Origin of the sequence: Bradyrhizobium forestalis, assembly GCF_002795245.1 — a bacterium.
In the GTDB taxonomy this organism is placed as follows: domain Bacteria; phylum Pseudomonadota; class Alphaproteobacteria; order Rhizobiales; family Xanthobacteraceae; genus Bradyrhizobium; species Bradyrhizobium forestalis.
On sequence record NZ_PGVG01000025.1, the window covers coordinates 1 to 24090 of the forward strand.

Genomic DNA, 24090 nt, shown 5'->3' on the forward strand with positions numbered 1-24090 from the left:
CCCAGTCGACCAGCTCGCAAATCCGCCTCAGCACCGGGCTCCCTTTTCCTCGCCGCGACACCAGCGCGTCCGCAAAACTCGGTTGCCCAACCTGTCGATATGCCATCCCGAGCCCCCTCCGAACCTAGGCCCTATGGAATCGCTGATTCGCCTTTGTGCAAAGCTCTCGCAAGCGGGAGAGGCGAAGCAAGCTCGCAGACAATCCCCGTGAAATCGATATGCGATCGCCCGCCGCAGGCGGGGAGAGGCGGAGACAGTCACACCCGCGGCATGCTCGCGGGCCGCACCTCGCGGGCCTGCGCTGCGAGCCTGATGCCGGCGTTGGCCGCGCCGAATCCCTGATAGTTCCTGCGCTCGACGATCTCGAAGAAGAAGCGCTCGTCGAAAATGTGGGTGTAGACCTGGAAGAACTCGCCGTCGCCGTCGCGATCGTAGAGGATGTGGTTGGCGCGCAGCTGTGCCATCAGCTCGGGGGCGAGGTCGTACTTGGCTTCGATGTCGTCGTAGTAGTTCTCGGGGATATCCAGGAAGTCCGCGCCGCGCTGGCGCATCGCGGCAACGGTCGCGAAGATGTCCCGGCACGCGAAGGCGACGTGTTGCACACCCGAGCCGAAGAACTCGGAGATGAAGCGCGCCGGCAGGGTGCGGTTGGCCGAGGAGCCGTTGAGGACGAAGCGCAGGCTCTGGTCGGCGTTGATGATGGCCTGGCTTTGCACGAGGCCTCTGGGATCGGCGATCTCCATCTGCGGCAGCCGCTTCAGGTCGAGAATGCCGGTGTAGAACAACAGCCAGGACAGCATCTCGTCATAGGGCATCGACTGCGCGATATGGTCGACGGCGATCAGGGCGTCGGCGCTTGCATCGCTTGCGACTGGTTCGAAATCGGTGTCCCAGTTCTTGCCGGCCTGATCCAGGAAATAGAGCAGGCTGCCGCCGACGCCGTGGATGGCCGGGATTTCCAGCTCACCCGGCCCGACCGGCTGGTAGAAGGTGCGCGCCTTCAACGCTTCGGCGCGCTGCATGGCAAGGCCCGCATCGTCGACGTCGAGCGCGATGGCGCAGACACCGGGGCCGTGAGTGACGTAGTGCGAATGCGCGAACCCGTCGGTCTCGCAATTGATGACGAGCTCGACCTTGCCCTGTGACCAGCGCTCCACCGCCTTGCTGCGGTGCTGGCCGGTCTTGCGGAAGCCGAGCTGCGAGAACAGGCGGGCAAGCTCGCCGGCCTTGGTCTCATTGACGGCGAACTCGACGAAGCCGGTGCCGCGGCTTTTCGCCTTCTGTGCCAGCGGCTCGCGGGCAAGCTTCGGCCAATCCGGTGCAAGCTGGTCCTCCAGCAGGATCAGCGAGCGCAGGCCGTCCACCGCGGTCTGCGCGGCTGAGCCGGCGCGGAACTGGTCGTTGAAAATCTCGAGCGAGAGCGGCCCGGCATAGCCGGTCGCCGCGATCGCGGCCATGAACTCGCCGACCGGCAGGTCGCCCTGGCCGGGGAAGGAGCGGAAGTGCCGGCTCCAGGACAGCATGTCCAGCTCGAGCTTCGGCGCGTCCGCGAGCTGCACCAGAAAAATCTTGTCGCCGGGGATCGAGGCGATCGCGCGGGTCGGAAAGCCCGGCGCGAGCGCATGGAAGCTGTCGAGGATGACGCCGATCGCGGGATGATCGGCACGACGCACGATCTCCCAGGCGTCGCGATAGTCGTCGACGTGGCGGCCCCAGGCCAGCGCCTCGTAGCCGACGCGCAAGCCACGTTTGGCGGCGCGCTCGCCAAGCTCGCGAAAATCGTCTGCGGCGCGGTCGATGCCGCCGAGCGAGGCCGGCGAGACGTTGGAGCAGATCAGCAGGAGGTCGGTGCCGAGCTCCTGCATCAGATCGAACTTCCGCTCCGCACGTGCAAAGTTGCGCGAGCGCTGCGGCTCCGGCATGCCCTCGAAATCGCGGAACGGCTGGAACGCGCAGATCCCGAGATTGAGATCTTTGCAGAGCTTTGCGATGTCGCGCGGGCCGGCGCCGAACGACAGCAGGTCGTTCTCGAAGATCTCGACCGCGTCGAATCCGGCGGCCGCGACGGCACGGAGCTTTTCGTCCAGCGCCCCTGAGAGAGAGACGGTCGCGATCGATCGCTTGTTCATGCTGCGCTCTCCTCCATGGCGCCCCCGAGGAACAGTTGCCCGATGCGGGGATCGCCCAGGATGCGTTTCGCATCGTCGACCATGCGGGTCTGGCCGAGCTCGAGCACGATGCCGATGTCGGAGATCTCCAGCGCCGAGCGCGCGTTCTGCTCGATCATCAGGATGGTGACACCGCGGTCGCGCAAGCCTTTGAGGATGTCGAATGTCTGCTGCACCATCAGCGGCGACAACCCGATCGAGGGCTCGTCAATCAGCACCAGCTTTGGTTCGAGCAGCAGCGAGCGGGCGATCTCGAGCTGCTTCTGCTCGCCGCCCGAGAGCGTCGAGGCCTGCTGCGTCGATTTGCGGCGCAGCGCCGGGAAGAGGTCCAGCGCGGCCTCGATCCGCCTGGGCAGGTCGAGGCCCTTCTCGGCGGCGACGCCGCCGAGCTCGATATTGTGGCGCACCGACAGCTCGGGGAAGATGTTGCGGCCCTGCGGCACATAGCAGATGCCGGCATTGAGCAGCGCGCGTTGGCTCAGATTGGTGACGTCGCGCCCCGCAAAGCTGATCTTGCCCTCACGCAGCTTGAGCAAGCCGAAGATCGCCTTGAACACGGTGGATTTGCCGGCGCCGTTGGGGCCGATGATGGTGGTGATGGTCGCCTCCGGCACGGCGAAACTCGTGCCGTTCAGGATCGTCATCTTGCCATAGCCGCCGACGAGGTTGTGAACCGAGAGGATCGGGTCGCTCATGGTCGGCTCCTCAATGCCCTAGATATGCTTCGATCACGGCGGGATTCTTGCGGACCTCGTCCGGCCGGCCCATCGCCAACACCTTGCCTTCCGCCATCACCATCACGCGCGAGCACAGCGACATCACGAATTCCATGTTGTGCTCGATGACCACGAAGGTGGCGTTCTTCTCGCGGTTGATCGCGACCAGGCGCTCCTTCAGGTCAGCCAGCATCGACGGATTGACACCGCCGGCGGGCTCGTCGAGCAGCACCAGGCGCGGGCCACCCATGAAGGCCATGGCGGCATCGAGCAGTTTTTGCTGGCCGTACGAGAGACCACCGGCTGGCTCGTCGGCGAGATGATCGAGCTTGAAGAAGCCGATCATCTGGTTGGCGGCGTCGGTCAGTCCGGCATCGGAGCGGCCGACGAGGCGCGAGGCCATGTTGCCCTGGTGCTCCTGGCCCGCAAGGATCAGGTTCTCGCGCACCGAAAGCTTTGGGAATACCTGCAGCAGCTGGAAGGTGCGGCTGACCCCGAGCTTGTTGAGCTCGGAGGGGCGCAGGCCCGTGACCAGCTTGCCATCGAGCTTCACCTCGCCGCCCGACGGCGTGAGCTGGCCGAGGATGCAGTTAAACAGCGTCGACTTGCCGCAGCCGTTCGGCCCGATCAGGCCGAGGATCTCTCCTTCGCGTACGTCGAAAGAGACGCCGTTGACTGCGTGGATGCCGCCAAAGCTCTTCTTGATGTCAGTGACTTCGAGGACCGCACTCATTGCGCCGTCTCCAGGCGGGATTTTGCGACGGCGCGGAGCGCGGACGCCGCCTTGGTGCGCCGTTCAGCGAGATATCGATCCAGGATTCCCAGAATGCCGGTCGGCGACCAGATCAGCAGCAGCATCACGGCGATCGCGTAGAGCATCAGATAATAGCCCTCGGTGAAGCGCAGCCATTCCGGCAACAGCACCGCGATCATCGCCCCCAGGAACGGACCGAAATAGAAGCCGGCGCCGCCGACGATCACCATCATCAAGAGGTCGAGCGAGAGCGACAGGTTGAACGGAACGGGGTCGATATATTGCGTCAGCGGCGCATAGAGCGCGCCGGCGACGCCGCCGAGCGCCGAACCGATCGCGAACGCCATCAGCGTATAGTGGCGCGTGTCGACGCCGAGCGATTGCGCGCGCAGCGGATTTTCGCGCAGCGCCATGAAGGCGCGGCCCCAGGGCGAGCGGATCAGCCACCACACGGCGAGCGAGACGATCGCAAGCGAGCCGAGGCAGACATAATAGAACGGCAGCGGCTTGTTGGTGGCGATGCCGAAGATGTGCGGACGCGGGATGTTGGAGATGCCGTAGATGCCGCCGGTGAGCCAGCTCTCGTTGCGGAACACCAGGAACGCCAAGGTCGAGAAGGCGAGCGTGACGAAGGCGAGATAGTGGTGCTGCACGCGCAGCGCGGGATAGCCGAGCACCCAGCCCACCGCGAAGCTCAACGCGATCGCGACCAGGATCGCGGCCGGCAGCGGCCAGCCATGGGTGGTCATGATCGCGGCGGCATAGGCGCCGATGCCGACGAACGCGCCCTGCGCCAGCGAGACTTGGCCGGCATAGCCGAGTGTGAGGTTCAACCCCATCGCGGCGATGCTCATCACCGCCCACTGGCTCAGGATGAACAGGCCGTAGCGGTTGAAGTTCATGGGGACAACGATCAGCGCGGCGACGACGGCAAGGCCGAGCGCGATCTTCAACGGTTTGGCGAAGCCGCTCATACGGTGCGCTCCTCGGCGCGGCCGAGCAAGCCCTGCGGCCGGAACAGGATGACGGCGATCAGGAAAATCATCGGCACGGCGGCGCGATACTGCGTCGAGACATAGGCGGCCGCGAGATTGTCGAGCACGCCGATCAACAGGCCGCCGGCGATCGCGCCGCGCACCTGGTTGAAGCCGCCGACGATCGCAGCAATGAAGGCAGCCTGGCCCAGCACCTCACCGGAGGAGAATTTTGCGAGGTAGATCGGCGTGATCAGCAGCGAGGCCAGCGCCACCAGGAAGGCGTTGATCAGGAAGGTCAGCAGGATCATGCGCTCGACCGGGACGCCGATGATGCGCGCCACCGTCGGGTTCTGCGCCGCCGCCTGCATCTGGTGGCCGAGCGAGGTGCGGTTCAGCAGTGTCGTCAGTCCAAGGACGGCCAGAATGGCGACGACGAGGACGCCGATGCTTTGCAGCGAGACGGCGTGGCCGAGGATTGAGATATCACCGGTCGGTACGATCGACGGGAAGGGCGAGGCCTCGGCGCTGAAGAACTGCTTGACGGCCTCCTTGATGCCGATCGCGAGCGCCATGGTCGCGATCGCGAGCGGCAGCACGCCATGGCGCATCATCGGATCGACCAGCAGCAGCTTGAAGGCAAGGCCGAGCAGGATCATCGACATGAGGATGCCAAGGATGATCGCGAGCCAGAACGGCGCGCCCACATGCATCGCCGCCAGCATCAGGAACGCCGGCAGCATCACGAACTCGCCTTGCGCGAAATTGATGGTTTGCGAGGTCTGCCACAGCAGCGTGAAGCCGACCGCAACCAGCGCATAGATCGCACCAGTGGCAAGTCCCGCGACCAGAAGATCGAATAGGCTGGACATTTTCCTCTCTTTCCTCTCCCCGCTCTATCGTCTCCCTCACCCCGCGAAGAGCGGGGAGAGGGAGAAGGGCAGCGCCTCACTTCACTTTCGGCAGCACCTGCTTCACCACCTGCTTGCCTTCGACCACCTCGACCAGAAAGCTCTGGCGGTCGATGTCGCCGGTGTCGCTGAAGGTGACGTCCATCAGGATGCCCGGCTCGTCCGCGGCCTTGATGGTGAGGCCGTGCAGCGTGTCGGCGAACTTCTTCGGGTCGACCTTGCCCATCTTCTCGGTGGAGGCTTTCACCATGTAGACGGCGAGGTAGCCCTTCAGGCCGTTATGATCAGGGACGTAATTGTACTTCTTGGAGAACTTCTCGCGGAACGCCTTGATCAGGTCGACCGGGGCGTCGGTGGTGAGGCCGACATGGCCGCGCGCGCCGTTGGCGGCATCGCCGGCGAGCTCGATCACCTTCTGGCCGATCAGCGTGGTCTCGCCCATCAGCGGCGCGGTGACGCCCTGGCGCTTCAGCTCTTTCAGGATGCGTGCGCTCTCTTCTTCGTTGAGATAGACGAACACGGCATCGGGATTGGCGGCCTTGATCTTGCCGACGTCGGCGGCGAAATCGGCCTGGCCCGCTTCGGTCGAGAGATCGGCAACCACCTTGGAGCCGAGCCGGTCGAGCTCCTTGACGATGACGTCGCGGCCGCCGCGGCCGAAGTCGTTGTTGACCCAGACCACCGCGACCGTCTTCGCCTTCATCTCGTCATGGATGTACTTTGCGACCTTCGGCATCGAGGACTGCTGGCCGAACGAGGTGCGGAACAGGAACTTGTTGCCTGCTTGCGTCAGCTCGGCGGCTTCGCCGCCCATGATCTGCGCGATGCCGGCTTCGTCCGCCAGCGGCGCGGTCACCTTGACCGAGCCGGAATAGCCGGGTCCGAGCAGCACGTAAGGTTCAGCGTCGAGCGCCTTCTGCACCTGGGCGCGCGCCACTCCCGGGTTGGACTGCGAATCGGCGTGGGTCACCTCGAGCTTGCGGCCGAGCACGCCGCCCTTGGCGTTGATCTCCTCGATCGCGAGGTCGATGCCATTCTTCCAGTTGGTGCCGACGGTGGCGCCGCCGCCCGAGAGCTCGGCAACGTCGGCGAGCTTGATCGCCTGGGCAAAGGCGCTCGTTGTGGTCACGACGGTGAGCAGCGCGCCCACCAATAGCGTTGATTTCATCGTCCTCTCCTCCCGTTTCAAATCTTGCAAGCGGCCTTGTATCCGGCCGCTTCGTCTCAAGCTGCCTGATAGGCCGCGCTGCGCGCAGCCATCACGGCGTCAAAAGCCTCTCCCATGATCTCGGTCGATGGGGCAAGGCCGGTGAACAGTTCGAAGGCGTCGGCGGCCTGGTAGATCGCGAGCTCGCGCCCGGTCATGATCCGGGCGCCTTTCTCTCGCGCTGCGGCAAGCAGCGGCGTGATCAGCGGCGAATAGACGGCATCGGCGACCCACAGGTCCGGCCTGAGCAGCGCTGCCGGTACCGGCGTGTCACGGTTCGGCAGCATGCCGACCGGCGTGCCGTTGACGAGACCGGTCGCACCATCGAGCGCATCCTCGACGCTTCCAGCCACCTGCGCGCCGCCCTGTGTGGCAAGCAGCGAGGCGAGTTTTTCGGCGCGCGCCGGCTCGCTGTCGAAAATGCGGATGTCGGCCACTTTCAGGCTCGCCAATGCGAACGCGATGGCCTTGCCGACACCGCCGGCGCCAATCACGGCGACGGCGTTGCCGGACGACGCCAGCAGCGGCGTCACCGCCCTCGCAAAACCCGTGGTGTCGGTGTTGTGGCCGGTCAGCCGGCCATCCCTGACCACGACGGTGTTGACCGCGCCCATGCTGGCTGCGCCCGGCGCCAGTGCGTCGAGCAGCGGGACCACTGCTTCCTTATAGGGGTAAGTGACGTTGACACCGGCAAAGCCGAGCCGCCGTACGCCTTCGAGCATCATGCGCAGCTCGGCCGCGTCGGCGCCGGCGACTTCGATGAGCTGGTAATGGCCGCGCAGGCCAAGCGCCTCGGCGGCGCGCTCATGCATGGCGGGGGACGCGGAATGCGCGATCGGCGCGCCGATCAGGCCGGTGAGAAGCTTCTTGCTGGCGGCGTATCCGCGCTTCGACATGGTTCGCTATCGTCTCGTTGGGAGCGTCCGGTCCCGGCCATTAGCGGGGAAATCCGCGCAATTCCAGCTGCGACGATAGTCTTTCCCCGGCCTAACACAATTACCCTTTTATCCGACAAACCTAACATCATGTTATTTCTTCCGCCCGCGCGCCGGGGCGGCCCTGCCGTTGCCGCGGGAGGGCTCCACCGCGCGCATCTCGGTGCGCAGAGCGTCGATGAAGTACTCGGCGTGCAGCGACAGCGGCGCGCCGCGCTTGACCGCGATATAGGTGTCGAACCGCGTCGGCTCGGTGATCTTCAACAGCTCGATCCCCGGATAGCCGCCATGGGCCACCGTGAACTGGTCGATGATGGCGATCCCAAGCCCCGCCTTCACCAGTGCGCAGACCGTGGTGCCGAAACGTGCACGGATGGTGATGTTGTAGTCGAGCCGGTTGCGCGCAAAGATCCCGGCCATGATCCGGCCGTAGGGATCGTTGGGATCGATGCCGATCAGCGGATAGCGGGTGATCTCGGCGGCGGAGACCTGCTTGCGGCCGGCGAGCTCATGCCCCGGCGGCACGATGCAATAGAGCTCGCCCGAGGCGAGCGGCATGAAGTCGAGCCCGGAATGCTCGAGCCGGTAGCTCATCGCCACGCACTCGCCGCGGCCGAGCATCAGGTAGTCGATGGCTTCCTCGAGCTTGAGGATGTTGATGTCGATGCCGAGATCGGGATAGCGGCGGCGGACGCGCTCGATGGCGCGCGGGACCATCACCTGGGAGATGCTCGGCACCGAGCCGATGCGCAGCTCCGACAGGCCGCCGCGTCCGATCTTGGAGATGATCTCGGAGAGGTCGTCGACCTTCTTGTAGACGCCGTTGATCTGCTCGAAGATGTTCTCGGCTTCCGGCGTCGGGAAGTAGCGACCGTTCTGGCGCTGAAAGAAGCGGATGCCGAGCGAGCGCTCGGTGTACTTGACGAGGCGGCTGATGCCTGGCGCCGAGACGTTGAGCAGCTTCGCAGCGCCGCCGATGGTGCCCGTCACCATCACGGCACGGATCACTTCAACCTGGCGCAGCGTCATCATGGCCTTGGCATCCGAAAGACGATCGTGGCGCCGATCATCTCACGAGAACGGCGATGCCATCCAGCGGCAAGTGTGTGCGATCGGGGTGAGGACTGCCACCCTCCCCTGGAGGGGGAGGGTCGATCGCGCGTAGCGCGAGCGGGGTGGGGTGAACTCTCCACTCGGGCACTGCTCAATGCGGAGAGACCGTCACCCCACCCCGTCTCTCATCCTCGCTCCGCTCAGATGTGAGCCGACCCTCCCCCTCCAGGGGAGGGTAAGAGCAGCTGACTCGCTGCTGATGGCGGCGTAACTTCGCGGTCGGAGTGTTTCGACTAACATCTGCGCGTTCAAATAGAGAGCCGGCGTCGCGCGATCTGTTGTGTCGGCGTCGTTTGCTGTCGCTGCGCTCTAGCTCGCCGGGCCCTCGGGAGACACGCGGTCACCCAGCTCCGCGCGCTCGCTTCGCAGCACCTCGCGCGCAAACTCGATGATCTTCTGCTTGTTGGCCGTTTCGCGGACGGCAAAAAACACGCGGTTCAATTCCAGGCCGAGCACGCTGTTGAGGGCGATGTCCTCGTCTTCCATCGTGGTTTTCCCGCTTCGGACGCGTTCAGGTGTAACTTGACCTCACTTCTTCCACAAGTAGATTAAATCTTCGGAGCAGGCAGAACACCGGCAAACTACGGGAGCAGCGAATTGAGGCAGCCCCCAAATACATGCTATATGGGAGGGCGAGGGTCAGGAAACGCACCGATGTCCGCCGCAGATGCCGTAGATTATGGCCGGGAGGCGCTCGACTTCATCGAGGGGCTTAGCGCCTATACCAAGGTTCCGGACGCCGTGGATGCGCTTTCGACCGCGTTCGGTCGGTACGGCTTCGAACACATCATCGTAACGGGCCTGCCCAATCCCGATCAGCGCTTCTCCCAGATGGTGCTCGCGAAGAAGTGGCCGGCGGAGTGGTTCAGCCTCTACACCCAAAAGAGCTACGACCGCGTCGATCCCGTGATCCGCAAATGCCGGCAGACGGTGAACCCTTTCGAGTGGTCCGAAGCACCGTATGATCCGGAGCTGGAGCCGGGCGCGGTGGAGGTGATGCGGCGCGCCGCCGATTTCCGCATGTCGCGCGGCTTCGTCGTGCCGATCCACGGCTTGACCGGTTATGAGGCCGGCGTCTCGCTCGGTGGCGTCCATCTCGATCTCAACGCCCGCAGCAAGCCGGCGCTGCATCTGATCGCGATGTATGGCTTTGATCACATTCGCCGTCTGCTCGATCCGGCGCCGCATCCGTCGACCCGGCTCACCCCCCGCGAGCGCGAGGTGCTCGCCTGGGCCTCCCAAGGCAAGTCCGCCTGGGAGATCGGCGAGATCCTCAGCATCACGCAACGCACGGCGGAAGAGCATCTTGCAACTGCCGCGCGCAAGCTTGGCGCCGTCAACCGGACGCATGCGGTCGCGATCGCGATCCGCCACAGAATCATCAGTCCTTGAAATCCTCGCCTACTGGGAAATTTCCCAATAGTCGGCTTTGCCTTTTTCGCTGAGGCTTCCCTCATTTCGAGCCATGGGGGAGTTCATGATTCATGTGATTTCTGCCGTCAACCGGCACCTCTACGAGGGCGTCCTCGAACAGCATTTTCGGGTCCGTCATGAGATCTTTGTCGAGGAGCGCAAATGGGAGGCGCTACGCAAGCCCGACGGCCGCGAGATCGATACCTACGACAATGAGGACGCGGTCTACCTGCTGGCTCTCGAAAACGGCCGGGTGCTCGGCGGCTCCCGCCTGTATCCGACCACCAAGCCGACGATGATGAGCCAGGTCTTCCCGCATCTCGCCGCGGTGCGCGGTTGCCCATCGGACCCGCTGGTCTGGGAGTGGTCGCGCTTCTTCGTCTCGCGCGAGCGCCGCGACGGCGTGTTCAATCTGCAGTTGATGGCGGCAGCGCAGGAGTTCTGTCTCGATCAGGGCATCGAGCGGCTCTGTCTCGTCATGGAGACTTGGTGGTTGCCGCGCTTCCATGACATCGGATTCGTCGTGACGCCGCTGGGATTACCGGCGCTGGTCGAGAATTCCTGGACCATGGCCGCGACGATCGATATCCGGCAGGAGTCGCTTGATATCGTGCGTGACCGTATCGGGATGACGAGCGTCGTCCGGCAGGACGGTCCGCGTATCGACTGCATCGCCCGTGCCAACCTTTGCGGCCTCGCCGCGCAACGAAAGAGCGCCTGAGATGTCGAACATGATGCGGGACAGCCAGATCATGGCGCAAACGAAGGACGAGAATCTCGGCTACATGTCGGACATGGCGCTCGAGCTGGCGCAGATGGCGGACGATTCTGGATTGGCGACGCTCGCCTATCTGTTCCGGATGGCGGCGCTGGAGGCCTCGACGGCCAACAGCGTGCTCGCCGAACCGGACGACCTTCCCCGGCAGATGACGTCGCACTAGACATCCCTGCATTCCGACGAATCGTGCACCCTCTCTCCGGCCCGCCGGCGAGAGGGTGGTCGTTTGGGTGCGGCAGGTTGCCCCAGCCTGCACGGCAGCTTTCTTGCAAGCCGATTTCGATCGCATGCATCGGCATGCAACAAAGTGCATGTTTGGTGTCGAATCGCTCTTGCCTCGGAACGATACTGCCATTACCCATTTTTCGGCCTTGAAGAGGCAGGGGGAGCTCTTTCACTGATGGCGACTGTGTTCGAACATCGGCGCGACGCTGCGTGCGCCTGAAAGAGTCTTGATGCTGCTCGTCGTCGAACAGTTCTTGAACGGATTGCAGTTCGGCCTGCTGCTGTTCCTCCTCGCCGCGGGCCTGACGCTGGTGTTCGGGATCATGGATCTCGTCAACCTCGCGCACGGCTCGCTCTATATGATGGGCGCCTATTTCGCCGCGACCTTTGCGGCCTGGACCGGCAGCTTCCTGCTCGGCGCGCTGATGGCGCTCGGCGCGACGCTGGTGCTCGGTATCGTGCTGGAGATGACCGCGCTCCGGCATCTCTATGGCCGCGACCATCTCGATCACGTGCTTGCCACCTTCGGCCTGATCCTGTTCTTCAACGAAGCCGTGCGGCTGATCTGGGGCCCGGCGGGCCTGGCGCTGCCTTTGCCGGCCTGGCTCACCGTGCCTGTGCCGATCCTGCCCGGCATTCACTATCCCGCCTATCGCCTCGCCATCATCGCGGTGGCGCTGCTGGTTGCGCTCTTGCTCTATCTCGGCGTGATGCGCACCCGCATCGGCATGCTGATCCGCGCCGGCGCCTCCAACCGCGAGATGATCGGCGCGCTCGGCATCAACATCAAGTTGCTCTACACGCTGGTGTTCGGCTTGGGAGCCGCGCTCGCCGGCCTGGCCGGCCTGATGCAGGCGCCCATCCTGACCGTGCAGATCGGCATGGGCGAGAACATCCTGATCCTCGCTTTCGTCATCATCGTGATCGGCGGCATCGGCTCGATCCGCGGCGCGTTCCTGGCCGCGATCTTCGTCGGCATGATCGACACGCTCGGCCGCGCCTTCCTGCCCAATCTGCTGCGGCAGGTGCTGAGCGGCGCCGCCGCTTCCACCGCCGCGCCCGCGCTGTCCTCCATGCTGATCTATCTCCTGATGGCGATGGTGCTGGTGGTGCGGCCGGAGGGGCTGTTTCCGGCCCACCGTCGATGAAGAGTTTGAGCGTGAGCAAGGCCGTCACGGCCCTGATGCTGGCGGGCCTCGTGCTGCTGCCGCTCTATTCGTCGCTGTCCGGCAACATCTTCATCCTGACGCTGTTCACCCGCATCATCATCCTGGCGCTGGCGGCGGCGAGCCTCAACCTCATCATGGGCTTTGGCGGCATGATGAGCTTTGGTCATGCGGCCTATCTCGGCATCGGCGGCTACGCCGTCGGCATGCTGGCGCAGGAAGGCGTCGGTTCCGGCTTCATCCAGTTTCCGGTCGCGCTCGCGGCCTCCGCGATCTATGCGCTCGTGATCGGCGCGCTCTCGCTTCGCACCCGCGGCGTCTACTTCATCATGATCACGCTCGCCTTCGCCCAGATGGCCTATTACGTCGCCTCGGGCCTGGCGCGCTACGGCGGTGATGACGGCCTCACCATCTACAAGCGCAGCGATTTCTCCGGGCTGGTCGATCTGTCGAACCGCACGCAGTTCTATTATCTCTGCCTGGCCTGCCTGTTCGGCGTCATCTTCCTGATCTGGCGCATCGTCAATTCACGCTTCGGCCTCGTGGTGCAGGGCCTGCGCTCCAACGAGCAGCGCATGCAGGCGATCGGCTTTCCCGCCAAGCGCTACCAGCTGGTCTGCTTCGTCATATCAGGCACCATGTGCGGCCTTGCCGGCGCGCTGCTCGCCAACAACACCGATTTCGTCAGCCCGGCCGTGATGTACTGGACCCGTTCCGGCGACCTCATGGTGATGGTGATCCTGGGCGGCATGGGGACGCTGTTCGGCCCGGTCATGGGCGCGGTGGTGTTCCTGTTGCTGGAAGAATTCCTGTCGCAGATCACCGAATACTGGGCGCTGATCATGGGCCCGCTGTTGCTGCTGATCGTGCTGTTCGGCCGCGGCGGCATCATGGGCATGCTCGGGAGGGCTGGCCGTGGCTGAACCCTTGCTCCGCGTCGAAAAGCTGGTGCGCCGCTTCGGCGGCATCCTCGCGACCGACAACGTCTCGCTCGACGTCGCCAGCGGCGAGCTGCATGCCATCATCGGTCCGAACGGCGCCGGCAAGACCACGCTGATCAGCCAGCTCACCGGGCATCTCGAGCCGCATTCCGGCAGCGTCTCGCTGGCGGGGCGCGACATCACCTATCTGCCCGCCTATCGCCGCTGCGCGCTGGGGCTTGCCCGCTCGTTCCAGATCACCTCGCTGTTGCTCGACTTCACCGCCGCCGACAATGTCGCGCTGGCGGCGCAGGCGCATGCCGGCACCTCGTTCCGCTTCTTCGCCAACGCTCGCAAGGAGCGATCCTTGCGCGATGCCGCCCATGCCGCGCTCGATCGCGTCGGCCTCGGCCACCGTGCCGATATCGTGGTGAACAGGCTCAGCCATGGCGAGCGGCGCGAGCTGGAGCTTGCGGTTGCGCTCGCGAGCAAGCCGAAGCTCTTGCTGCTCGATGAGCCCATGGCCGGCCTCGGCGTCACCGAATCCCAGCGCATGGTGAAGCTGCTCCAGGAGCTGCGGAAGGAAGTCTCGATCGTGCTGGTCGAGCACGACATGCCGGCGGTGTTCGCGCTGGCCGATCGCATCTCGGTGCTGGTCTATGGCCGCGTCATCGCCTCCGGCGATCCCGCCGCGATTCGGGCCAACGAAGACGTCAAGCGCGCCTATCTCGGCGATCAGCATGTGGTGACGCATCATGGCTGACACGCTGCTCGACGTCGACGGCATCGAGACCTGCTACGGCCTGTCCCAGGTGCTGTTCGGCCTTTCGCTGTCGATCAAGCCGGGCGAGATGGTCTCGCTGATGGGCCGCAACGGCATGGGCAAGACCACCACCATCCGCTCCATCATGGGCCTGACGCCGGCACGCGCAGGCAGCATCCGCTTCGCTGGCGCCGAGGTGCGACAGCTTCCGTCCTATAGAATTGCAAAGCTCGGCGTCGGCCTCGTCCCCGAGGGACGTCAGATCTTCCCGAACCTCACCGTGCGCGAAAATCTGGTCGCGGCCGCGGCGGATCGCTTCAACAGCAATAATCCCTGGACGCTCGCCGCAATCTACGTGCTGTTCCCACGCCTTGCCGAGCGTGCGTCCAACATGGGCAACCAGCTCTCCGGCGGCGAGCAGCAGATGCTCGCGATCGGCCGCGCGCTGATGACGAATCCAAAACTCCTGATCCTGGACGAGGCGACCGAAGGGCTCGCGCCCCTGATCCGCGAGGAGATCTGGAGCTGCCTGTCGCTGCTCAAGAGCCGGGGACAGTCAATCCTGGTCGTCGACAAGAACGTCGACCACCTCGCCCGCATCTGCGATCGCCACACGATCATCGAGCGCGGCAAGACGGTGTGGAGCGGTACCTCGAACGAGCTGATGGCCGCGCCGGACTTGCAGCACAAATATCTGGGGATTTGACTCCCCGCTCTCCCCGTCATTGCTTCGTCGCAAGGGCGCCTCGCAATGACGGGGTAGAGAGCGGCGAGCTCTCACCAATAAATCCCGTGCCGATGCAGCTCGCGGATCACGCGCGCCTCGGTGGACGGCTGACGGTGTTTCGGTTTCGCCCTTTCGCTCGTCTTCACCACTGGTGCGGTAGTGGACTGAACGGGCGTCGTGGCAACCGGAGCGGTTGCGGCTGGAGCCGCTGCGGTGGTCGGCGCGACAGCAGTGCTTGCCGCCGTCGGTGTCGTCGTCGCGGTCTGCACATTTGACGACTGCGTCACCATCGGCGGCTGCGGCGTGACTGCCGTCGGCTCGGTCGCCTGCTGGCTCGCATCTGTTGCCGCCAGGCTCAGGCTGCGCGAACCGCCGGCATAGGCTTGGGTCGCCAGCAGCGACATCGTCGCGATCAGGATCAGCTTGCGCATGGAAGTCCCCTTCATTCGGTCAATCTGTCTGACCTGATTTGCGCGCCGTCAGCGCGCCAGCCGATGCGTCCCGATCTCGATCAGGGTGGTCCGGCAGGAGAGGCGGTAGATCAGGCTGAATAATTGGTCCCACATGATCGAACTCCATTGTTCATCACGGACGTAATCTAGACCCGGCGTCTTTCCGCCGGTTTTCGAGGGATGAGGAAAATGGCTTCGTCGGGCGGCTACGAGATGTCGTCGGAACCGGTGGGACGAAACAGCCTCACGGCGGTGTGAGAGCCGCGCTCAAAACACCTCGAAATATTCGCGATGCTCCCAGTCGGTCACCTCGGACAGGAAGCGGTCGATCTCGGCGTTCTTGATGTGGGTGTAGTAGTCGACGAACTCTGGTCCCAACTTTTCGCGGAAGAACGGATCGTCCTTCAGCGCGCTGACCGCATCGCGCAGCGATTTCGGCAGCAGCGGTGCCCTGGTCTCGTAGGGCGTGTCGGCCGAGGGGCCGGGATCGAGCTTGCGGTCGACGCCGTCGAGCCCTGAGAGGATCTGCGAGGCCATGTAGAGATAGGGATTGGCGGCGGGCTCGCCGATGCGATTCTCCAGGCGCGTTGCGGCATCGCCGGCGCCTCCGAGCACGCGGACCATCACGCCGCGATTGTCGCGCCCCCAGATCGCGCGGTCCGGGGCCAGCGAATAGGACCGATAGCGCTTGTAGCCGTTGATGGTCGGGGTGGTGAACACGGTCGATGCGCGGGCGTGATCAAGCAGGCCGGCGAGATAGGCGCGGCCGAACGCGCTGAGATGTTCGCCGTCGTCCTTCGTCATGAACAGGTTGTCGCCGCTCGCGCGCGAGACGACGGACTGATGCAGGTGCCAGCCGCTCGCGAACACGTTCGGCAGTTTTGGGCGGCACATGAAGGTGGCGTGATAGCCATGGCGGCGTGCGATCTGCTTCACGGCGCTGCGGAACAACACCATGTTGTCGGCAGGCTCGAGCCCCTTCTTCGGCGCGAAGGTGAATTCGCACTGGCTGGGTCCGAACTCGACCTCGACCGAGCGCAAGGGCAGCCCAAGCGCCACGATGTCACGCCGCAAGATCTCCAGCACCGGCTCCATCTGATCGAAGCGCTGCTCGGTGAGGTATTGATAGCCGTGGCTGAGCAGGCTCACCGAGGGCGGCGTGCCCGGCTGGCCGGCATCCTCAGGCCGCATGTGCGCGTCGTCGAGCCTGAAGATGTGGAATTCCACCTCGAGCCCGGCGACGAAGTCGTAACCGCGCGTGCCGAGCTCATCGAGCACGCGCTTGTAGAGCCCGCGCGTCGCGAACGGCACCGGGCGGCCGTCGTTGAAATAGAGGTCGCACAGCACCCACCCTGTGGCAAGCGCCCACGGCAGCACGCGAAACGTGGTGGGATCGGCGACCATCAGCACATCGGCCGCGCCCTCCATCTCTTTCATGCCGAAGCCGCCGCCGGAAGTGAACACCGGAAATACCGTACGGTGCGAGGTGTCCTTGGCGAGCATGGTGGTGGTGATGGAGCAGCCGCTTTCCAGAGCGGCGATCGCCTCGGAGGCGACGATGGTCTTGCCGCGCAGGATGCCGTGCTGGTCGGGGAAGGCGAGGCGGATGACCTCGAGGTTCTTTTCCTCGGCAATGCGCCGCATGCGCGCCGCCGCGTCTTTCTGCTCATCCGACCACAGCGCATGGCGCGCGACGAAAGTCACTTTGTTCGTTCCTTCTCGCTCGACGGGAGTATAGGGCACACTGTCATCGTCCGCCTTGTGCGCGCTGCGCACTGGGGCGGACGATCCAGTATTCCAGAGACGGCAAGGTATCCACGAGAGGCCGCGGCGTACTGGATGCCCCGCTTTCGCGGAGCATGACAGCGGAGGATGAGGAGCCGCCGTCGCGGCTCGCTGGCGGCGATTGGCATCGTCACTCCGCCGCCGTTAGCCGGTGCACGTTGTCCGCGAGCTCCTTCGGCACCGGCGCGGTCCAGGGCGCGCCGCGGCGGCGCTTGACGTCGACTTCCATCCAGTAGGTCTCCCAGCCCCGCGTCGGCCCGATGCCGTCCATCGTCGCCGGTCCCTGGATCGAACGCGCGTTGGCTTCGTCCAGAAACAGCATCGGCTTCTCGCCGCCCTGGACCTTCTCGATCTCCTGCCGCAGCAGGCGGCGGTATTGCACGATCGCCTTGTCGCTCGAACCGAGATGCTCCTTGGTGCGGTCCTGGATCGCGCCCATCGACTCCACCGCCCATTGGTCGTGGACGTTGATGTCGGTGCCCATGCCGGTATAGGTCGCGGTCTGCTGCTCGTGCGGATCGAAGCCGTAATCGTTGCTGCGGTTCTTGCGCGAGACGTAGTCGGGCAGCTCATAGAGCTCGAGCCGCTGGTCGCGCATCTTCTGCTTGTCGACCGGGTTCGAGTAGCTGGTGAAGATCGCGTACCAGTAGCAGTTCTCGTCATCGACCGGCACGTGCCACTGCGTGATCGTCATCTCCGTGCTCATGGGGATGACGAAGCCGTGCGGGAAGAGCTGGTTGGTGACGCGCACATGGGTGCGCTCTTCGTCGATCTCGCGCAGCGCGATCAGCCGCAGGCCATATTCGGTGTGCTCGACATTGATGATCGGGCGGTCGTATTCGCGCAGGATTTTTGTCATCGGCAGGTCGGAGCCGGCGGAGGCGCCGCGAAATTGCTTGCCGTAGGCGGTCGAGGTGTCCTCGTCCTCAAAGAAGCGGTGCAAATAGGAGGCGTGGGCGGGATCGATGCCGACTTCCAGCGCCTGCAGCCAGTTGCAGGCCATGTGGCCCTTGAACGCGAATGTATGGCTGCCCGGGGCAATGAAGCAGTCGATCTCCGGGAATGCGGGCGGCTCACCCTCGCCGAGATAAGCCCAGAGGATGCCGCTCTTCTCCACCACGGGATAGGAGCGTTGGCGGATGTTCTGGCAGAGCTTGGAATCCTTCGGCTCGGCCGGCGTCTCGATGCACTGGCCGATGGCGTCGAACAGCCAGCCATGGAAGGCGCAGCGCAAGCCGCCATGCTCCAACCGTCCGAAGGCGAGGTCGGCACCGCGATGCGCGCAGTGGCGGTCGATCAGGCCATAGCGCCCGCTCTCGTCGCGGAACAGCACCAGGCTCTCGCCGAGCAGTCTGACGGGACGGATCGGCCGCGCGCCCTCCAGCTCGTCGACCAGCGCCGCCGGCTGCCAGTAGCTCCGCATCAGCTTGCCGCAGGGGTCCTTGGGCCCGGTGCGGGTGATCAGGTCGTTCTGCTCCTGGCTCATCATGGCGAGTGCATCCTTGTGGAGTGGCGAGTGTTCGCCTATTGAACGAATGGGCGAATTATGACATGCCTTGGAGCGGCAGCAAGCACTATTTTGCAGGATTGTCCCTGACACCATGCCCAAGCTGAAGCGAAGTGAGACTGACGAGCGTCCGACGGATTTCGTCGAGGCCCTCGACCGCGGCCTGCGCCTGCTGCAGTGCTTCGGCACCACGGCCGGCCCGATGACCCTGAGCGATCTCGCCCGGGCCGCCGATCTGCCGCGCGCGACGACGCGGCGCATGCTGTTCACGCTGCAGCGCGGCGGTTTTGCCAGTGGTGACGGAAAGCTGTTCGCGCTGACGCCGCATGTGCTGACGCTGGCGGCGTCCTATTTGCGTTCGAGCCAACTTGTCGCGGTGCTTCAGCCCTTGCTCGATCGCATCGCAACGGCCGCTCAGGAGATCTCCTCGCTCGCGGTGCTCGATGGCGATGAGGTCGTGTTCATCGCGCGTGGCGGTCCGACGCGGGTGTTCTCCGGCGGATTGGAGATCGGCTACCGCCTGCCGGCCTTCTGTACCTCGGTCGGCCGCGCCATGCTCGGCCAGCTCGACGATGCCGAGCTCGCCGCGCGCCTGACGACGATGAAGCGGGAGGCGCTGACGCCGCAGACGGTGACCGATCCCAAGGCGCTGCTCGCGCGCATCGCCGCAGACCGCGCACAGGGCTATGCGCTGGTCGACCGCGAGGCCGAGCCGCATTTCCGCTCGATCTCGGTCCCTGTCCGCCGCTACGACGGCGTGATCGTCGCCGCCATCAACATGGGCGCCCATGTCGATCGCGTGCCGGCGCGGGAACTGGTCGACCGCTTCCTGCCGTTGCTGCGGGACGGCGCGGAGGCGGTGCGTTCGCAGCTTCTATAGCTGCTCCCGCCGCCTCGAAACCGGTGCTATAATTGTCGTGAACACAAGAGAACAGGGAGGACACCATGAACCACACCATGGTTCCCAGTGATCGCGTGGAGCACGTCGCCGTCTACGGACGCGACGGCACGAAGCTCGGCGCGATCGAGCGACTGATGCTCGACAAGGTGAGCGGAATGGTCGCCTATGCGGTGATCAAGACCGGCGGGCTGCTCGGGACACATCACCATTATCCGCTGCAGTGGAGTGCGCTGAAATACGATCCGGGACGGCAGGCGTTCCAGATCGACACGACGCTGGAGGAGCTCAGCAGCGGCCCGTGCGAGTTCGATGGCGACGCGTTCGACTGGGGCGACCGCTCGCGGCCGTACCCGCATCCGCATTACTGGGCGATCTAGCGGCGTCGGGAGTATTGTAGCCCCGGGTGAGCAGCGTCACGTCCGGTTGCGCATCCAATCGGCAAGACCTGACAGCGCCTTGTCGAGAGCCTGCCGTGCGGCGCTGTCGGTCACCGTCTCTTCCAGCGCGCCGTGCATGCAGAGCATCCAAGCGTCGCGCTCGGCGTCCCCAATGGCGAAGCCGAAATGGCGCTGGCGCAGCCGCGGATGGCCCTTCTCGACGGAGTAAAGCCGCGGGCCGCCGGTCCATTCGGTCAGATAGCGCTTCAAGACGTCCCTGATCAGGCCGAGATCGGCCGCATGCATGGCGCGGATCACTTGCGCTTCCGGCAGCGTGTCCATGCGGTCGTAGAAGCGGTCGACAAGTCGATCGATCGTGGCGCTGCCGCCGATCCGCTCGAACATGGAGATGGTGACGTCGCTGTCGGTCATCGTCTATCCCAAGGGTTGCTGTTGGGCTCGGATATAGGGACATCGTGGCGTACCCACAAACTCCGCTGTCGTCCCGGATCTGCGCTTACGCTTGTCCGGGACGACAGCGGAGGGCGTGGATACAGCTACAGCTACAGCGCCACGCTGCGCAGACCGAAGCTGCGGGCTTCATTCTGCAGCACCGGCCGCACCGCATCGATCAGGCGCGCAGCTGCGGCATCGACCGACAGCCCCGCCGTATCCACCACCGCCGTCGCGCGCGAATACAGTGGCTCGCGGCTGAGCAGGATGTTGCGCAGCTCTGTCATCGCCGAGCGATCATCCGCCATCGGGCGCAGATCGCCCTGGCGGCGGACGCGGGCCATGTGCTCCTCGGGCTCGGCCTTCAGCCAGATCGTGTAGAACGAGCTCAGGACCTGATCGAAGGTCAGCGGCTCGGAGACGATGCCGCCGCCGGTTGCCAGCACCATCAGCTCGTTGCGCGCGAGCAGCTGCTGCAGTGCCGCCTGCTCCATGCGACGAAAGCCCTCCTGGCCGTAGAGCGCGATGATCTCGGCGACCGAGAGCCCGTTCTGCTGCTCGACCTCCTTATTGAGCTCGACGAAGCTCCAGCCGATCTTCTTCGCCAGCATCCGCCCAAGCGTCGATTTGCCGGCGCCGCGCAGGCCGATCAGCGCGATGCCGCAGAATGGCGCGCGCCGGGCTGCGGACGCGCTACCGCCGGCGAGCAGATCCTTGGCCTGCGCGATCTGGCTAGGGGTCGCCTTGCGCAAGAGGTCGCGAAACATCTGCCAGTCCGGCGTCGGATCGGCGCTAGGCAGCAGGTCTTCGAGATGCGCACCCATCGCGTCGGAGACGCGGCGCAGCAGCACGATCGAGACATTGCCCTTGCCGCTCTCGAGCTGCGCGATGTAGCGCTCCGAAATTCCTGATACCTTGGCGAGCACTTTGCGCGACATGCCACGCAGCGCGCGCATGGTGCGCACGCGCTGGCCGAGCTGTTCGAGGAAGCGGGATTCGGCGTCGGGACTTTCGGTCATGAGCCTTCTTTACAAATGTCCTGCGGCGCGTTTTAATGAAACATAGTGCCTGCTGGCATTGACAGCAAGCCGCCGTGGTGTCTTTCTATGAATTATAATTCTAAATTCAGGGGAGATGTCCGTGAGCGAGGGATCCTACAACGCGGTGACCTGGCTGCTCGACCGTAACGTCGAGGAGGGCCGCGGCAGCAAGCTCGCCTTCGACGACACCGTCTCGCGGCTCACCTATGGCGAGCTTCAGCGCGAGACCCGGCGCGCCGCCAACATGCTGCGCCGGCTTGGCGTCCGCCGCGAGGAGCGCGTGGCGATGATCATGCTTGATACGGTCGATTTCCCGATCGTGTTCCTGGGCGCGATCCGCGCCGGCATCGTGCCGGTGCCGCTCAACACGCTGCTGACTGCGGACCAATACGCCTACATCCTCGCCGACTGCCGCGCGCGCGTGCTGTTCGTGTCCGAGGCGCTCTATCCCGTCATCAAGGACGTCGTCGGCCGCATGCCGGATCTCGAGCATGTCGTGGTCTCCGGCGCCAAGCAGAATGGCCACAAGCAGCTTGCGGAGGAGATCGCCGGCGAGAGCGATCAATTCACCACCGCCGCGACGCACCCCGATGAGCCGGCGTTCTGGCTCTACTCTTCAGGCTCGACTGGCATGCCCAAGGGCGTGCGCCATCTGCATTCGAATCTGCAGGCGACCGCAGACACCTACGCCAAGCAGGTGCTCGGCATTCGCGAGAGCGATGTTTGCCTGTCGGCGGCGAAACTGTTCTTCGCCTATGGCCTCGGCAATGCGCTGACCTTCCCGATGTCGGTCGGCGCCAGCGTGATCCTCAACAGCGAGCGGCCGACGCCGGCGCGCATGTTCGACCTGATGAACCGCTACAACCCCTCGATCTTCTACGGCGTGCCGACGCTGTTCGCGGCGATGCTCAACGACGAGGCGATGAAGAGCGAACGCGGCGGCAAGTCCTTGCGCATCTGCACCTCGGCCGGCGAGGCGCTGCCGGAATCCGTCGGCAACAGCTGGAAGGCGCGGTTCGGCGTCGACATCCTCGACGGCGTCGGCTCGACCGAGCTGTTGCACATCTTCCTGTCGAATGCGCCCGGCGACATCAAATACGGCTCGTCCGGCAAGCCGGTGCCGGGCTATGCGGTGCGGCTGGTCAACGAGGCCGGCCAGGACGTCGCCGATGGCGAGGTCGGCGAGCTCTTGGTCGATGCGCCTTCCGCCGGCGAGGGCTATTGGAATCAGCGCCACAAGAGCCGCCGCACCTTCGAGGGGCCATGGACCCGCACCGGCGACAAATATGTTCGTGACGCGGATGGCCGCTACACTTTCTGCGGCCGCGCCGACGACATGTTCAAGGTCTCCGGCATCTGGGTTTCGCCCTTCGAGGTCGAGAGCGCGCTGATCACGCATCCGGCCGTCCTGGAGGCGGCCGTTGTCCCCGAGGCTGATCCGGAAGGATTGCTGAAGCCCAAGGCCTTCGTCGTGCTGCGGCCGGGCGCAGCCACGACGGACTTGCAGGAGATGCTGAAGGCGCACGTCAAGCAGAAGATCGGCCCGTGGAAATATCCGCGTTGGATCGAAGTGGTGGAGTCGCTGCCGAAGACGGCGACCGGAAAGATCCAGCGGTTCAAGCTGCGCGAGGGCGCGCATTGAGAACACAGGCGACGGACTCGCTTGCTTACCCTCCCCTGGAGGGGGAGGGTAAGCAAGCGAGCGCAGCGAGATGCGTGACGGGGTGGGGTGATCTCTCCACACGGGCGGTGCATCTGCGGAGAGACTGTCACCCCACCCCGCTTCACAGCTCGCTGCGCTCGCTGTGAATCGACCCTCCCCCTCCAGGGGAGGGTGGCATCTCGGCATCGGCTAGGAATGGGAATTCGATCATGACCAATCTCACCCCCACCGGCTTCCTCAGCATCGGCGGCGCCAGCCTCGAATACAAATGGCTTGCGCCGCAAGCTGCCGATGCCTCGACCATCGTCATGCTGCATGAAGGCCTCGGCTCGGTCGGCCTCTGGGGCGACTTCCCGGAGAAGCTCCAGCAAGCCACGGGCGCGGGCGTCTTCGTCTACTCGCGCGCAGGCTACGGCCAGTCCAGTCCGGTCGCGCTGCCGCGGCCGCTCGACTACATGCAGCGTGAGGCGCTCGACGTGCTGCCGAAGGTTCTCGATGCGATTCAGTTCAAGCGTGGCCTGTTGCTCGGCCATTCCGACGGCGCCTCGATCGCGACGATCTATGCCGGCGCGCATCAGGATCATCGCCTCAGCGGCCTCGTGCTGATCGCGCCGCATTTCATCGTCGAGGACGTCTCGGTCAAATCCATCGCCGCGATCAAGACGACGTTCGAGACCACGGACCTGAAGACGAAACTGGCGCGCTGGCACAAGGACGTCGACAACGCCTTCTACGGCTGGAACGGCGCCTGGCTCGATCCAAAATTCCGCGATTGGGATATCTCGGAGTACCTCGCCTATATCCGCGTCCCCATCATGGTCGTGCAGGGCGTGGACGACCAGTATGGCACCCTGCGCCAGGTCGAGATCGCGCAGGAGGAGTGTTACTGCCCGGTCGATCTGAAGATCATTTCAGGCGCGGGACATTCTCCGCATCGTGAGGCGCCGGCGCCGACGCTCGAGGCGATCGAGCAATTCGCACGGGCGGCCCTGCGCGACGATCAGGGCTTGCAAGGACGCGCCGCCTAACGGCGGCGCAGAATGGCTGCTATGAAACAAAGTGCATGCTTAGGCGTTTGAGGGCTAGACGCGCTCCAAAAGATGCACTATTGTGCATCTAACGCTCAAGTCAGAACGCAAAAT

At 64.7% G+C, this 24090-nt stretch carries 25 protein-coding genes; 11 read left to right on the plus strand and 14 right to left on the minus strand.

The annotated features are described in order from the left end of the window. Window positions 1-257: 257 nt before the first annotated feature. The 9 genes from CVM73_RS25630 to CVM73_RS25670 all read right to left on the minus strand — a co-directional run bounded on the left by CVM73_RS25630 (window position 258) and on the right by CVM73_RS25670 (window position 9264). Window positions 258-2129 carry a bifunctional sugar phosphate isomerase/epimerase/4-hydroxyphenylpyruvate dioxygenase family protein gene (locus CVM73_RS25630; RefSeq protein ID WP_100234620.1) on the minus strand — a complete coding sequence of 624 codons (1872 nt, stop codon included), beginning with the start codon at window positions 2127-2129 and terminating at the stop codon, window positions 258-260. Further along, window positions 2126-2863 carry an ABC transporter ATP-binding protein gene (locus CVM73_RS25635; protein WP_100234621.1) on the minus strand — a complete coding sequence of 246 codons (738 nt, stop codon included), beginning with the start codon at window positions 2861-2863 and terminating at the stop codon, window positions 2126-2128. Before CVM73_RS25635 ends, CVM73_RS25630 begins: the two co-directional genes overlap by 4 nt. 10 nt (window positions 2864-2873) lie before the next feature. Beyond that, on the minus strand, window positions 2874-3617 hold the full coding sequence (locus CVM73_RS25640) for an ABC transporter ATP-binding protein (protein ID WP_100234622.1): 744 nt from the start codon (window positions 3615-3617) through the stop codon (window positions 2874-2876). Then, complete coding sequence (locus CVM73_RS25645; RefSeq protein ID WP_100234623.1) at window positions 3614-4612, minus strand: branched-chain amino acid ABC transporter permease; 999 nt, start codon at window positions 4610-4612, stop codon at window positions 3614-3616. The genes CVM73_RS25640 and CVM73_RS25645 overlap by 4 nt, the downstream gene beginning before the upstream one ends. Next, on the minus strand, window positions 4609-5484 hold the full coding sequence (locus CVM73_RS25650) for a branched-chain amino acid ABC transporter permease (protein WP_100234624.1): 876 nt from the start codon (window positions 5482-5484) through the stop codon (window positions 4609-4611). Before CVM73_RS25650 ends, CVM73_RS25645 begins: the two co-directional genes overlap by 4 nt. A gap of 76 nt (window positions 5485-5560) precedes the next feature. After that, window positions 5561-6691 carry an ABC transporter substrate-binding protein gene (locus CVM73_RS25655; RefSeq protein ID WP_100234625.1) on the minus strand — a complete coding sequence of 377 codons (1131 nt, stop codon included), beginning with the start codon at window positions 6689-6691 and terminating at the stop codon, window positions 5561-5563. A gap of 56 nt (window positions 6692-6747) precedes the next feature. Next, window positions 6748-7626, minus strand: coding sequence for a shikimate dehydrogenase (locus CVM73_RS25660; protein ID WP_100234626.1), 879 nt, complete (start codon window positions 7624-7626; stop codon window positions 6748-6750). 132 nt (window positions 7627-7758) lie between these two features. After that, the gene (locus CVM73_RS25665) at window positions 7759-8697 is read right to left on the minus strand and encodes a LysR family transcriptional regulator (RefSeq protein ID WP_100234627.1); all 939 of its coding nucleotides are present in this window, start codon (window positions 8695-8697) and stop codon (window positions 7759-7761) included. 390 nt (window positions 8698-9087) lie between these two features. Next, the gene (locus CVM73_RS25670) at window positions 9088-9264 is read right to left on the minus strand and encodes a hypothetical protein (protein ID WP_100234628.1); all 177 of its coding nucleotides are present in this window, start codon (window positions 9262-9264) and stop codon (window positions 9088-9090) included. Window positions 9265-9432: 168 nt separating this feature from the next. Between CVM73_RS25670 and CVM73_RS25675 the strand changes: the two genes are divergently transcribed. From CVM73_RS25675 to CVM73_RS25705, 7 genes are all read left to right on the plus strand, one after another. After that, complete coding sequence (locus CVM73_RS25675) at window positions 9433-10170, plus strand: helix-turn-helix transcriptional regulator (RefSeq protein WP_100234629.1); 738 nt, start codon at window positions 9433-9435, stop codon at window positions 10168-10170. Window positions 10171-10255: 85 nt separating this feature from the next. Then, window positions 10256-10912: an acyl-homoserine-lactone synthase gene (locus CVM73_RS25680; RefSeq protein ID WP_167407052.1), complete on the plus strand. Its 657-nt coding sequence runs from the start codon at window positions 10256-10258 to the stop codon at window positions 10910-10912. Window position 10913: 1 nt separating this feature from the next. Beyond that, on the plus strand, window positions 10914-11132 hold the full coding sequence (locus CVM73_RS25685) for a hypothetical protein (protein WP_100234631.1): 219 nt from the start codon (window positions 10914-10916) through the stop codon (window positions 11130-11132). A gap of 292 nt (window positions 11133-11424) precedes the next feature. Next, complete coding sequence (locus tag CVM73_RS25690) at window positions 11425-12342, plus strand: branched-chain amino acid ABC transporter permease (protein ID WP_100234632.1); 918 nt, start codon at window positions 11425-11427, stop codon at window positions 12340-12342. Then, on the plus strand, window positions 12339-13283 hold the full coding sequence (locus tag CVM73_RS25695) for a branched-chain amino acid ABC transporter permease (RefSeq protein ID WP_100234633.1): 945 nt from the start codon (window positions 12339-12341) through the stop codon (window positions 13281-13283). The genes CVM73_RS25690 and CVM73_RS25695 overlap by 4 nt, the downstream gene beginning before the upstream one ends. After that, window positions 13276-14043, plus strand: a complete 768-nt coding sequence (locus CVM73_RS25700; protein ID WP_100234634.1) for an ABC transporter ATP-binding protein — start codon at window positions 13276-13278, stop codon at window positions 14041-14043. The genes CVM73_RS25695 and CVM73_RS25700 overlap by 8 nt, the downstream gene beginning before the upstream one ends. Further along, window positions 14036-14749, plus strand: coding sequence for an ABC transporter ATP-binding protein (locus CVM73_RS25705; protein WP_100234635.1), 714 nt, complete (start codon window positions 14036-14038; stop codon window positions 14747-14749). The genes CVM73_RS25700 and CVM73_RS25705 overlap by 8 nt, the downstream gene beginning before the upstream one ends. 71 nt (window positions 14750-14820) lie before the next feature. Here CVM73_RS25705 and CVM73_RS25710 read toward each other — a convergent pair whose 3' ends face one another. The 3 genes from CVM73_RS25710 to CVM73_RS25720 form a co-directional block, all read right to left on the minus strand. Next, entirely contained in the window at window positions 14821-15201 is a 381-nt protein-coding gene (locus CVM73_RS25710; RefSeq protein WP_100234636.1) for a hypothetical protein, read from the minus strand. A 288-nt stretch (window positions 15202-15489) separates the two neighbouring features. Beyond that, window positions 15490-16926 (minus strand): glutamine synthetase family protein, encoded by a 1437-nt coding sequence (locus CVM73_RS25715; RefSeq protein WP_100234705.1) that lies wholly within the window; start codon window positions 16924-16926, stop codon window positions 15490-15492. Window positions 16927-17137: 211 nt separating this feature from the next. Further along, entirely contained in the window at window positions 17138-18496 is a 1359-nt protein-coding gene (locus CVM73_RS25720; protein ID WP_100234637.1) for an aromatic ring-hydroxylating dioxygenase subunit alpha, read from the minus strand. A 112-nt stretch (window positions 18497-18608) separates the two neighbouring features. Here CVM73_RS25720 and CVM73_RS25725 point away from each other — a divergent pair, with 112 nt between their 5' ends. Together CVM73_RS25725 and CVM73_RS25730 are read left to right on the plus strand one after the other, a co-directional pair. Further along, complete coding sequence (locus CVM73_RS25725; RefSeq protein WP_100234638.1) at window positions 18609-19394, plus strand: IclR family transcriptional regulator domain-containing protein; 786 nt, start codon at window positions 18609-18611, stop codon at window positions 19392-19394. A 65-nt stretch (window positions 19395-19459) separates the two neighbouring features. Beyond that, the gene (locus CVM73_RS25730) at window positions 19460-19792 is read left to right on the plus strand and encodes a PRC-barrel domain-containing protein (protein ID WP_100234639.1); all 333 of its coding nucleotides are present in this window, start codon (window positions 19460-19462) and stop codon (window positions 19790-19792) included. 36 nt (window positions 19793-19828) lie between these two features. Here the strand turns inward: CVM73_RS25730 and CVM73_RS25735 are convergent, their stop codons facing one another. Continuing rightward, the gene (locus CVM73_RS25735) at window positions 19829-20224 is read right to left on the minus strand and encodes a group II truncated hemoglobin (protein WP_100234640.1); all 396 of its coding nucleotides are present in this window, start codon (window positions 20222-20224) and stop codon (window positions 19829-19831) included. A 131-nt stretch (window positions 20225-20355) separates the two neighbouring features. After that, on the minus strand, window positions 20356-21264 hold the full coding sequence (locus tag CVM73_RS25740; protein WP_100234641.1) for a helix-turn-helix transcriptional regulator: 909 nt from the start codon (window positions 21262-21264) through the stop codon (window positions 20356-20358). Between the two features lie 121 nt (window positions 21265-21385). Here CVM73_RS25740 and CVM73_RS25745 point away from each other — a divergent pair, with 121 nt between their 5' ends. Continuing rightward, window positions 21386-22927 (plus strand): benzoate-CoA ligase family protein, encoded by a 1542-nt coding sequence (locus CVM73_RS25745; protein ID WP_100234706.1) that lies wholly within the window; start codon window positions 21386-21388, stop codon window positions 22925-22927. Window positions 22928-23157: 230 nt separating this feature from the next. After that, window positions 23158-23976, plus strand: a complete 819-nt coding sequence (locus CVM73_RS25750) for an alpha/beta fold hydrolase (protein WP_100234642.1) — start codon at window positions 23158-23160, stop codon at window positions 23974-23976. Window positions 23977-24090 lie beyond the last annotated feature (114 nt).